The sequence below is a fragment of the Exiguobacterium sp. ZOR0005 genome, assembly GCF_000798975.1.
Classification (GTDB): domain Bacteria; phylum Bacillota; class Bacilli; order Exiguobacteriales; family Exiguobacteriaceae; genus Exiguobacterium; species Exiguobacterium aurantiacum.
The window spans coordinates 95,970-106,619 of sequence record NZ_JTLB01000023.1 but is presented as its reverse complement, the minus strand read 5'-3'; the positions used below and the strand labels follow the sequence as shown (position 1 = coordinate 106,619).

Below are 10,650 nucleotides of genomic sequence, written 5' to 3'. Positions count from 1 at the left end.
TAAATATTCTGAAAAATCAAGCGGATTGTATACGTTTTTGCATAACAATAGTCACACGTATAAGATTTGAAAGCGTTATCACTAGCTTTACCAAGCCTTTATTTAAAATAACTTATGATAAATAAAGAATAATTATCCATGAAACATATTAAATTTTAAGTTCTTGAGAACGCAAAAAAATGACCGTCATCAGTTGACGGTCATTTGGCTTATTGGATTGTTTTACGAGAGTGATGGAGAAACCCGCGCGGGCGTTTCCAAATGATGAGCCCGACATATCCGAGCGTGAGCAAAATCAACGCACTGACAAGGACGACGTAAAGCGTCGCGTTGTCGATTCGGGCGAAAATAGCGATATAGGCCCACACGAACACGAGTGGATAAATGAAATCGCGGTGCCACCACATAAAGACGAGGGCGAGGACGACACCGACCATGAGCATGAGCGACGTCCAGGCGAGTTCATCGAGACCGAGCACGGTCGTGATGCGTTCTGTTTTCATGACGACGAACACGTTGACAATCGTCGCGACCGACACCCAGCCGATATAGACCGAGAAAGGAAAGCGATCGAGCCAGCTCGTCGATGTCCGGAACGCCACGTGATACAGCCATGCGAGCGTCGTCAAAAAGAGCACCATGACGACGAGCGAGGCGATGAACCATTCATTCGTGAAGGCGAGAAGCCACAAGCCGTTCAATATGCAGGAGACGAGAAACCCTGCCTTCATCCGATTCGCCTGCCGATTCGCGACCGACCCTTTTTTCAATTGTAAAACGAGCCAAACGGCGAGCGCCACGTAAATCAGTCCCCAAATCGAGAACGCGTAGCCGGCCGGTTTGAAGTAAATGTCGATCCGGTCCGACACTGCCGCATTATCCCCGCTCGCAAAGTAGTTGATGACGACGGTCGCCAAAAACGCCAGCCAGTTGATCAATGGCCATTTTGATAAGTCCATAAATAGGATCTCCCGAAGAAGATCTGACACCTCCTTTATTAACATAGTTTTCTATACCCATGAGACTCCGCTCATACACAAAAAGAGACCCAAAAACGGGTCTCAATGTGTTTAAAAATCAATATTGTCAGGATCTGGCCCTAGACGTTCGTTAGTCGCAGCCGCATCAATTTTCGCCATGTCGTCCGCATCGAGCGTGAAGTCGAACACGTCGAAGTTTTCTTTAATTCGATGTGGCGTCACCGATTTCGGCAAGGCGACGTTCCCTGTCTCCAAGTGCCAACGGAGGACGACTTGGGCTGGCGTCTTCCCATGCTTCTCGGCGATCTCCGCGAACACAGGGATGTCGAGGAACTTACCTTGCATGAGCGGGCTCCACGCCTCGATTTGGATACCTTCGTCTTGACAATACTCGACAAGGTCCGGTTGCGGTAGTTGTGGATGCAACTCGACTTGGTTGATGAGCGGTATCATGAGTCCCGCTTCTTTCAACGCCTCGAGGTGATGCTCTTTGAAGTTTGAGACACCGATCGCTTTGATCTTTCCAGCCTCATATAAATCAATGAGGTCTTTCCACGCCTCGACAAAGCCGTCGACCGGCCAATGCAAGAGGCACAAGTCCAAGTAGTCCGTCTCAAGGCGCGCGAGCGATTCGGCGAACGCTTCCTTCGTCCGTCCTTGACGGATATCCTCGTTCCATATCTTCGACGTCAAGAAGATGTCGTCGCGGCTGACTCCTGAAGTCGTAATGCCTTTAGCTACGCCCTCTTCGTTTTTATAGACGGCTGCCGTATCGATATGGCGGTAACCGACTTTCAACGCCTCAGCGACCGCTTGTGGCGCCTCGGTCTCATTATCGACTTGCCAGACGCCGAACCCGATCATCGGGATTTGGACGCCATTTCGTAACGTTGCGAGTTGCATATCATCATTCCCCTTTCAACTGTTCGAGCTGATTGTAACATACCCGAGATCTTATTCCGAAAAACTAAATCGTCAAATCTTTTCGGGTGAAGCGGGCATAGCAAGCCAACGCGGCAAAGAGGAACAATCCACTCAGCACGAGTAGGGACAGCAAGGGAACGTCGCCTCCCACTTGGGCGTTAGCGTCAAACAGCGAAAAGAGCGATAAACGTTCGAGCCACTCGAGCCGCTCGCTGAAACCAGAGAAAATGTTCGCGATCAAGAAGAGAGCGAACAAACTACCCGTCACCATGTAAGAACGGGTGCTGTCATCGAACAGACTCGCTAGAATATAGGCGATGGCACCGAGAACGAGTAAAATGAGACCCGCGTTCAATTGCAACGTCCACATGACGCCGTAATCGATTGCCAAGTCAAACAGCACGTCAGCGAGCGTTAGGCTCAGTCCGTTCAACCCGACGAATAGAATCGTTGCGATGAGCAAGACGACAAGACTCGCCGAGACGTAGGCACGTCGTGAGATTGGTGCCGCCATGAACAGCATGACTTCTCCCGAATCGACCGGTTTCCCCATGAGTCGTGATGCAAACGTGAGCGCGAACAAGATCGCGAGGACGTAAAAGATGAGGCCATAATAGTTGCCTCCGAGTAAGTTGATGACGTTGTCCATTGCGAGAGTCGGGTCGATCTTGAACACCTCGAGCAGCTCAGGGGGCAATGATTCGAGTTTCCCTTCGATCAAGCCTGTCTCTTTAATCGACGGAAAGACAGAGGCCAAGAAGAACAAATATAGACTCGTCCCGATCGAGTATCCTAAAATCCAACTGCGGTTTTGTTTAAACAGCGATGCGATCAATACCATTTACGTCGCCTCCCCATAATATTGCATGAACATGTGCTCGAGCTCGTCGGCCCCGCTCGTGAGCGACTCCACTTCAAATTGCGTCAACATGGCGAGAAATCCGTTCAGTTCTTCTGGACTCGAAATCGAGACGACGACGTTGCGACCGTCGCGTGTCCCGATCTGTGACGCCAGCGCACCCGCATCGGTCTCGCTTTTCAACCCGACCTGATACGTCTTCACACTTCTTCGCTTCAGTTCGTTCATCTCGGACTCAATGATAATTCGTCCGTCTCTAATGAGCGCGGCCCGGTCACACGTCTTCTCCATCTCCGGAAAGTGGTGGGAGCTCATTAAGATGGCTTTCCCAGACGCTTTCTCGGCGAGCACCCATTCGATGAGCCGTTCTTGCATGAGCGGGTCGAGACCACTCGTCGGTTCGTCCAACAAATAAACGGGGGCATCTTTCATGAAGCACGTCACGATTGCTAGTTTTTGTTTCATCCCTTTTGACATTTTTCGGACTTTTAACGTCGTATCGAAGGCAAAGATTTGGCGGAGACGTGTCTCTCGTTCAATACTCGTCTCGTGCAGGCGACTCGTCAGCCGAATGATCTCTTCCCCCGTCATGTCTTGCGGGTAGTTGATCTCGCCGGGCAAGTAGCCGACGTACGCCTTCACCGTCTCACTCTCCCGCCAACAATCATGTCCCATGATCGTCGCTTTACCAGAGTCGCCATGAAGCAACCCCATCAAGTGGCGGATCGTCGTCGATTTACCTGCCCCGTTCGGACCGATGAAACCAAAGACGGTCCCTCGTTCGACCGTCAACGAGACGTCAAAGATACCGTGCGACGCGTCGAACCGCTTCGTCAACCGCTCGATTTGAATCATGCATATCCCCCCTATTTTTGAAATATATGAACATTATCATTACAAAACTAGTATATCACGTTATTTTTTGAAATGGAAATGGTATATTGATTACAAAATAATAGAAGGGAGGGTTACTGATGGACGGATTCACGAAACGGACCGAAGAGAAGCGCCGAGCCATACTCGAGGCCGCTCGGACGCTCATGACAAAAGAACAGTCGCGCTTTACGATCAACGAGCTTGCCCGTGCCGCCTCGGTCTCTCCTGTCTCGATTTACAATTACTTCGGTTCGAAAGAGCAAGTCATCCTGCACGTCCTCACGCACCTGACCGAGCAAGAAATGAATTGGATCGAGCAACGGATCGAGGAACAGATCCCGTTTGAGCAGTTGTTGATTGACATTTTGAGACGAAAAATTGAATCGGCGGGAATGTTCGACGACACGGTGTTGACGATCGTCACGACCGACCCATCGTGGCAACAACTCGCGGCCCGCGGGTACGCCGCGTTTCGGAACTTGATCGAGTACGGCAAGATGACCGGAGCGGTCGACCCGGACATCTCGACCGACGCTTATTTGCGCTACGTTCAATTGATGCAACAAGCCATCTTGTCGGACCCTCAACTTTCCACGGCACAGATGACCGACACGATGCGCGAACATTTTCATTTTTTCCTCCACGGAATCATGAGAAAAAATAACTAAAAAGTCGCCTTCCCCTTCTTGTGCGTGTAGAAGTGATAGGCGACTTTTTATATTCCGGTAACGTAGTGGAGATGCTACTCTTGAAGTTCGGGGGGGATGTACGAATCCACGTCCAATTCGTCTCCGCAGGCGATAATCAGTTCCGAACTTTCCGGCGTCATAAAGACACCCATGCGTTGACAAACCAATCCTTCCATCATCGGTTCAACATGAACGTGTCGGCCGACTTCGAAGCGGTGTGCCATTCGAATCAACTCCGTGCCGAGACCAATCATGGCATTTCGGCTCAATGAGATCATCACCTTGCTTTGCGGGCTGACGTTTTCCCACGACTCATCAAACACCATGACCGTGCCTACATTATCCGCCAGCTGCTCAAACTCATCATTTTCATCGTCGATCAAATCAAATTCGTACCGCATTCGTTCACCGCCTTGCTTCGATTAGTTGTCTTCCGTTTTAAATACCGATTCTGCCATCGGATAGAGTGATAGATCAAGCTCACAGTCCCCGGTCAGAACGAGGTCGGCGAGCACTTTCCCAATGTACGGACCGACTGTCAAACCGGATGACCCGAGACCGTTCGCGACGAGCAACTGCTCCGCTCCCGGCACGCGACCGAGAATCGGAATCGAGTTCGGGGTGACCGGACGGAAGCCGACCCGCGTCTCAATCAGTTCGGCTTCGGCGAGTCCCGGGGCCGATTCTAACCCTTTCGAGAGCACCTCATGAATCCCGATTGCCGTCGGTCGTGCGTCGAACGCCTTCCCCCGCTCATGTGTCGAGCCGATGACGATTCGTCCTGCTTCAAATCCGAGTAAATAGCGGCGACGCGGCGGCATGACGACCGGCCAGTCGGACGCGTCTGTATCTGGCAGCTGTACGTGCACGATTTGCGCTTTTTCCCCGGCGACACGGGCCGTGTAACCAATCGGCTCCATCAATTCGGGCAACCACGCCCCGCAGGCGAGCACGATCTCGTCAGCCTCATAGCGGACACCGTCGCACTCGACATGATAGCCGTCCGTTTCAACGAGGACGGCCGAGCCGTCAATCAAGGTCACGCCGCGCTTCACGGCGACCCGTTCGAGGGCCGCTCGCAACTTCTCCCCATCGACGCGAGCCCCGCCTTCGACGAGGAGAGCGTCATATTCGTCCGAGAGCGGTGGGAACAGCGCTCTCGCTTCTTCTGCCGTCAGCCGGGTCAAGTCACCGATTTCAGGTGCTTCTTCCCGGCGCAGCGCCGTCCGTTCTTGCATCTCGTTCAACTTCTTGTCTTCATGTAAAGCGAGCGTCCCGACACGTTTGTAACCGGTCTCTGTCTCGCCCTCTCGCTTCAAGTCGTCGACGACTGTCGCATAGTGGCGGGCACCGCCTTTGGCGAGCGCGTACCATGCCTTGTTACGGCGCTGGGCGATCCACGGGCAGACGATACCTGCCGCGGCGTCGGTCGCCCGCCCGACTTCTTTTCTGTCAATGACGGTGACATCAGCTTTCCCCGCCAAATGATAAGCGGCCGAGATACCGACGATCCCTGAACCGATGATGATGACTTTCTTCATACGTTTCGCCCTCAACGGATGAGGGCATTCACATCCTTTCCTGTCTTCCTGAAAAAAATCACCGGCCTTGTGGCCGATGATTTTTAGTCGCGCATCGCGAGACGATACAATAAGTCGAGCAACTCGATATAGAGCCAGATGAGCGTCACGATCAAACCGAACGCGGCCACCCACTCGAGATGTTTCGGTGCCCGGTCTTCGACTTGTCGCGCGATATAGTCGAAGTCGAGGACGAGCGCGAGCGAGGCGATGATGACGATCACGAACTGGACACCGATCGCGAGCGGTGATGAACCTGTCATGAATGGTAGTCCTGCTCCGAAGAAACTCATCCCGATTTGGAAGAGATAAAGGAGCATGACCGTAAAGATGGCGGCCATGATACCGGCGCGGAACTTCTGCGTCACTTTGACGAGACCTGTCGAGTAGACGAACCACATCGCGAAAGCGACGACGAACGTCGTCAACACGGCACGACCGACGATGCCTGGCACCATTGATTCAAAGAAGTACGAGATCGTCCCGACGAAGACGCCTTCGACGATCCCGTAGAGTGGGGCGACGACAGGTGCCGTGTGCGGTTTGAACATGATGACGAGCGCGAGCAATAGCCCGAGGATGAGCGACCCGATCATGATCGGGAAGAGAAGGCCTTCTCCGATCGTTGGGACGAGCGACCATGTCACTCCGGCAGTCGCTGTGACGAGCATGAGCAACATGAAGATTTTAGACCACGTACCGGCTTTCGTCATCGGTGCGGTCGCATAAGAAGACGTCTCCATCGATTTGCGGAGAATTGGATTTGATTTAAGGTTCAACGTTCGTAAGCTCCTTTATAAGTTGTTCAGCGCTTCGCCATCACATCGATGAAGGCGCGCATATAATCTGGCAAATCAGGTGGACGACGACTCGAAACGATATGCCCATCGACGACGACCGGCTCATCATGCCAGATCGCACCTGCGTTTTCCATATCATCTTTAATGCCTGGTGTGCTTGTAACGTTGACACCTTTAAGAATGTCAGCGGAAATGAGCACCCAGCCGGCATGGCAAATTTGACCGATCGGACGTTTTTGGTCATGCATATAGCGGACGAACCCTTTCACCGAGTCAAAGCGACGTAACAAGTCTGGTGACCAACCACCAGGCACGAGCAACGCATCGAATGACGTGATGTCCACGTCTTCAAACGCGACGTCGGACTTTGCGGGAACGCCATATTTCCCCGTGTAGACGTGCGCACCTTTCTCCCCGGCGAGGATGACGTTCGCGCCTTCCTCTCGTAAGCGGTGGATCGGATACCACAGTTCTAAATCTTCAAAATCGTCACTGACGATTTGCAGGATGTTCATACCTTGTAATTTCATCGAACCCCTCCCTTTCATTGTCTTTCACAAGTATACCCTATAAGCAACGTGGCGAAAACAAAGACTATCGACGAAACGCACGCCTTTAACCTTTAACTTATTTGTTCAATTAATCCGTTCGTGCCACTGTCACGATGACATTTCCGGCCTTCCCGCCCGCATCCACGTAACGATGGGCCGCGACGATGTCCTCGAGCGGATAAATCGAGTCAATGACGGCTCTCACACGTCCCGAGTCGAACAGTTCGTTCAGAAAAGTCAGGTCCTCCTTCCGTTCACTTGAGACACCTTGACCGGCTACGGAACTAAACTTTCCATGTTCCCCGATATGCTTACGGGCCATTTGTTTATCGATTTTACCGGCCGCATCAAACACGGCGTCATATATGGTCAAGTTGTTATCGTATCCTGCTGTCGTATAATCGACCACAACGTCTGCCCCTAAACTTCTTACGAGTTCAAAATTTCGTTCCCTACAGACAGCCGTCACGTGAGCCCCGTAATATTTCGCGATTTGAACGGCCATTGAACCGACTGCACCGGAAGCCCCGTATATCAATACGGTCTTCGCTTGCTCAATGTTCACTTTTCGCAAAAAATGAAGGGCGGTCGTCCCGCCGAACGGTAGGCATGCCGCTTCGACATAGCTAGCGTTTTGAGGCATGAGTTCGACACACTTACTCTCTTTGACACACGCATATTCGGCGTATCCTCCGAATCGCATCCCGGTCAACGCATAGACGCGATCTCCGACCTTAAAATGCTCGACGCGTCTGCCCGTCTCAACGACTTCCCCTGCCAAGACGACACCTAAAATCGGCTGTCGCGGCGCCGTGAAACCGACGACGACCCGCATCGGAAGCTTACCAGCTGCCGGTACATCGAGTGCTCGTAGGCGACGATCTCCTGAATGGACGGCCGAAGTATGAACTTTAATCATCAGATCAAAGTCTTTCGGCACAGGCTTGTCCACCACTTGAAGCTGTAGCACATCCGGCGGCCCATATGCGGTACAAATTACTGCTCTCATCGTAAACCTCCTTTTCGTACATGAAGTTGTTACTAATGAATTCACCGTTTCAACGAAAGATAATCAAATGGAAAGTCACCTCGTTCATAGGATGTCATTACTTATCAAACGAGCTGAGGAATCGGAACGATTGCTGAAAGAAAAGCTGTTGATTCGAAGGGCCGTCCATATTCCTCTCTATAAGAAGTACCTCATATTGTTTTTGGAAAAGATTCCAACTAAATCGGGTACAATATGATTGATTCCTCAATCATCTGTTGAAGGAGACTTAATATGGCTACGTACTACTATCTAGGCTGGTTCAACAATTTCTTCCCAAATAATTTGGCCCATGCATTATCTCGAGACACGACGACTCGTCATTCGCTCGTGATGATCAGTTCGAATCCTGCCTCCACTTCAGTAAACGGGTTCACCGAACTGTCTTGGTTAGAGGATGCGGGAATTATATTTGACGAGTACCATCTAATCAATTACGAAGTAGGTCAGAAAGAGGCGAAACGCCGGATTAGTGAGGCTTCGATGATTTTTCTATTAGGTGGGGACACCGTAAAACAAAACATGTTTTTATATGAGTACGATTTATTAGAGTCGATTCAATCTAATGGTGGTATTGTCATCGGAGCCAGTGCAGGCGCGATCAATATGTCTTCGAAATGGATTTGCTCCCCAAACTTAGGTTATTCGACTTCCGCAACAACGATTTACAACGGCCTGGCGTTACATGACTTTTCAGTTCTCTCCCACTTCGATCTCGAACATAACATGGGTGTAGTCAAACAAGAACTCGCCCTTTTATCCGAAGAGTTGCCGGTCTATGCGTCCAACAAAGACTGTGCGATTCGGGTTCAAGAAAAGAGGATTGAGATTTTTGGGGATGTGTATTTATACTCTCAACGTAACATGACGAAGCTAACAGAGGGCGTCCATTCTGTCACGGACTACCCATCCCCGCTCCAATAACGTTCGTTCCAGAAATCGACGTACTTTCAGACAAATACATCTGCATATAGAATTCGGAACGTTATGTCATCAATATATTGTGTTATAATAAGTGCGTCTTTATGTTAATTTTTAACGAGAAAGGGGACTTCCCACATGAAACAATACCATGATTTATGCACCCATATCCTCGAGAACGGTGTTGTCAAAGAGGACCGGACCGGCACCGGGACGACGAGCGTCTTCGGCTATCAGATGCGTTTCAACCTTCAGGACGGGTTCCCCCTCATCACGACGAAAAAACTACATACACGTTCAATCATCCATGAACTGCTCTGGTTCATCACGGGCGACACGAACGTCAAGTATTTGCAAGACAACGGCGTCCGTATTTGGAACGAGTGGGCCGACGAGGACGGCAACCTCGGTCCCGTCTACGGTGCCCAGTGGCGCTCGTTCCCGAAACCGGACGGCACGAGCGTCGACCAGCTCGCCGAAGTGATTGAACAGATCAAGACGAACCCCGATTCACGTCGCCTCGTCGTATCGGCTTGGAACCCGGGTCAACTTGAAGATATGGCGCTCCCGCCGTGCCATTTGTTGTTCCAGTTTTATGTCGCGGACGGGAAGTTATCGTGCCAGCTTTATCAACGAAGCGCGGACACGTTCCTCGGCGTCCCGTTCAATATCGCGTCATACGCCTTGTTGACTCATATGGTCGCGCACGTCACGAACCTTGAGGTCGGTGACTTCGTCCACACACTCGGCGATGCGCACATTTACCATAACCATCTCGAGCAAGTGAAACTTCAGTTGACACGTGAGCCGCGTCCGCTCCCGAAACTTAACATTTTGCGTGACGTCTCATCTATCGAGGACTTCCGTTTTGAAGATTTTGAGATTGTCGATTATGACCCGCATCCGCATATTAAAGGAGAGGTGAGCGTATGATCATCCACGTCGTCGCTTACGGAACGAATCGCGAGATCGGGAAAGATAACGGCTTGTTATGGAAACTTCCAGACGACTTGAAACAGTTCAAAGCGATCACGACCGGCCAGACGATCGTGATGGGCCGAAAGACGTATGAATCGATCGGCCGGGCCTTGCCGCACCGACGTAACATCGTCGTCACGACGGATGAGACGTTCGAGGCTGAAGGGGTCGAGGTGTGGCACGATCTCGACCGGCTAAACGGGTCAGAAACGTCTGAAGATTTCTATGTCATCGGTGGGGCGACTCTTTATGAGCAGACGATGCCGTTCACGGACCGTTTTTACGTGACAGAAGTCGACGGGACTTTCGAGGCAGACACGTTTTACCCGGAACTCCCTGACGTCGTCATCACGCGCGAGCAATCACACCTTGCCGACGAACGCCACGCGTACGGTTTCACATTTTATCAATACGACAGAAAAGACATCGACTGAGTCGATGTCT

12 protein-coding genes and 1 pseudogene are annotated in these 10,650 nt (G+C 51.3%); 4 read left to right on the top strand and 9 right to left on the bottom strand.

Going from position 1 to position 10,650, the window contains the following annotated elements; translation table 11 throughout:
* Positions 1-209 precede the first annotated feature (209 nt).
* From L971_RS10090 to L971_RS10075, 4 genes are all read right to left on the bottom strand, one after another.
* Positions 210-959: a tryptophan-rich sensory protein gene (locus L971_RS10090; protein ID WP_047375628.1), complete on the bottom strand. Its 750-nt coding sequence runs from the start codon at positions 957-959 to the stop codon at positions 210-212.
* 111 nt (positions 960-1,070) lie between these two features.
* The gene (locus tag L971_RS10085; protein ID WP_024370296.1) at positions 1,071-1,883 is read right to left on the bottom strand and encodes an aldo/keto reductase; all 813 of its coding nucleotides are present in this window, start codon (positions 1,881-1,883) and stop codon (positions 1,071-1,073) included.
* 64 nt (positions 1,884-1,947) lie between these two features.
* The gene (locus tag L971_RS10080) at positions 1,948-2,745 is read right to left on the bottom strand and encodes an ABC transporter permease subunit (protein ID WP_047375626.1); all 798 of its coding nucleotides are present in this window, start codon (positions 2,743-2,745) and stop codon (positions 1,948-1,950) included.
* A complete protein-coding gene (locus L971_RS10075) occupies positions 2,746-3,618 on the bottom strand; it encodes an ABC transporter ATP-binding protein (RefSeq protein WP_047375624.1) in 873 nt (290 codons plus the stop codon).
* Between the two features lie 119 nt (positions 3,619-3,737).
* On the opposite strand from L971_RS10075, the pseudogene L971_RS15295 reads away from it, so the two are divergent.
* Positions 3,738-3,902 (top strand): annotated as a pseudogene (locus L971_RS15295) (TetR/AcrR family transcriptional regulator); the annotation flags it as partial.
* Positions 3,903-4,381: 479 nt separating this feature from the next.
* Here L971_RS15295 and L971_RS10065 read toward each other — a convergent pair.
* From L971_RS10065 to L971_RS10045, 5 genes are all read right to left on the bottom strand, one after another.
* Positions 4,382-4,729 (bottom strand): hypothetical protein, encoded by a 348-nt coding sequence (locus tag L971_RS10065; RefSeq protein WP_034777445.1) that lies wholly within the window; start codon positions 4,727-4,729, stop codon positions 4,382-4,384.
* A gap of 21 nt (positions 4,730-4,750) precedes the next feature.
* Positions 4,751-5,869: an FAD-binding oxidoreductase gene (locus L971_RS10060; RefSeq protein ID WP_047375621.1), complete on the bottom strand. Its 1,119-nt coding sequence runs from the start codon at positions 5,867-5,869 to the stop codon at positions 4,751-4,753.
* Between the two features lie 83 nt (positions 5,870-5,952).
* On the bottom strand, positions 5,953-6,687 hold the full coding sequence (locus tag L971_RS10055) for a Bax inhibitor-1/YccA family protein (RefSeq protein ID WP_024370290.1): 735 nt from the start codon (positions 6,685-6,687) through the stop codon (positions 5,953-5,955).
* A gap of 26 nt (positions 6,688-6,713) precedes the next feature.
* On the bottom strand, positions 6,714-7,238 hold the full coding sequence (locus L971_RS10050; protein ID WP_024370289.1) for a type 1 glutamine amidotransferase domain-containing protein: 525 nt from the start codon (positions 7,236-7,238) through the stop codon (positions 6,714-6,716).
* Between the two features lie 109 nt (positions 7,239-7,347).
* Positions 7,348-8,268, bottom strand: a complete 921-nt coding sequence (locus tag L971_RS10045; RefSeq protein WP_047375619.1) for an NAD(P)-dependent alcohol dehydrogenase — start codon at positions 8,266-8,268, stop codon at positions 7,348-7,350.
* Positions 8,269-8,541: 273 nt separating this feature from the next.
* Here L971_RS10045 and L971_RS10040 point away from each other — a divergent pair, with 273 nt between their 5' ends.
* The 3 genes from L971_RS10040 (at position 8,542) to L971_RS10030 (ending at position 10,640) form a co-directional block, all read left to right on the top strand.
* On the top strand, positions 8,542-9,231 hold the full coding sequence (locus L971_RS10040) for a Type 1 glutamine amidotransferase-like domain-containing protein (protein WP_052200353.1): 690 nt from the start codon (positions 8,542-8,544) through the stop codon (positions 9,229-9,231).
* Between the two features lie 135 nt (positions 9,232-9,366).
* Positions 9,367-10,161 carry a thymidylate synthase gene (locus tag L971_RS10035; protein ID WP_029335198.1) on the top strand — a complete coding sequence of 265 codons (795 nt, stop codon included), beginning with the start codon at positions 9,367-9,369 and terminating at the stop codon, positions 10,159-10,161.
* Complete coding sequence (locus L971_RS10030) at positions 10,158-10,640, top strand: dihydrofolate reductase (protein ID WP_024370285.1); 483 nt, start codon at positions 10,158-10,160, stop codon at positions 10,638-10,640. Before L971_RS10035 ends, L971_RS10030 begins: the two co-directional genes overlap by 4 nt.
* Positions 10,641-10,650: the final 10 nt, after the last annotated feature.

Excerpts from the sequence above, each read along its gene's own strand:
- L971_RS10035 (WP_029335198.1), top strand. The coding sequence starts at position 9,367 with ATGAAACAATACCATGATTTATGCACCCATATCCTCGAGAACGGTGTT.
- L971_RS10030 (WP_024370285.1), top strand. The coding sequence starts at position 10,158 with ATGATCATCCACGTCGTCGCTTACGGAACGAATCGCGAGATCGGGAAA.
- L971_RS10085 (WP_024370296.1), bottom strand. The coding sequence starts at position 1,883 with ATGCAACTCGCAACGTTACGAAATGGCGTCCAAATCCCGATGATCGGG.
- L971_RS10040 (WP_052200353.1), top strand. The coding sequence starts at position 8,542 with ATGGCTACGTACTACTATCTAGGCTGGTTCAACAATTTCTTCCCAAAT.
- L971_RS10065 (WP_034777445.1), bottom strand. The coding sequence starts at position 4,729 with ATGCGGTACGAATTTGATTTGATCGACGATGAAAATGATGAGTTTGAG.
- L971_RS10045 (WP_047375619.1), bottom strand. The coding sequence starts at position 8,268 with ATGAGAGCAGTAATTTGTACCGCATATGGGCCGCCGGATGTGCTACAG.
- L971_RS10090 (WP_047375628.1), bottom strand. The coding sequence starts at position 959 with ATGGACTTATCAAAATGGCCATTGATCAACTGGCTGGCGTTTTTGGCG.
- L971_RS10075 (WP_047375624.1), bottom strand. The coding sequence starts at position 3,618 with ATGATTCAAATCGAGCGGTTGACGAAGCGGTTCGACGCGTCGCACGGT.
- L971_RS10080 (WP_047375626.1), bottom strand. The coding sequence starts at position 2,745 with ATGGTATTGATCGCATCGCTGTTTAAACAAAACCGCAGTTGGATTTTA.
- L971_RS10060 (WP_047375621.1), bottom strand. The coding sequence starts at position 5,869 with ATGAAGAAAGTCATCATCATCGGTTCAGGGATCGTCGGTATCTCGGCC.
- L971_RS10050 (WP_024370289.1), bottom strand. The coding sequence starts at position 7,238 with ATGAAATTACAAGGTATGAACATCCTGCAAATCGTCAGTGACGATTTT.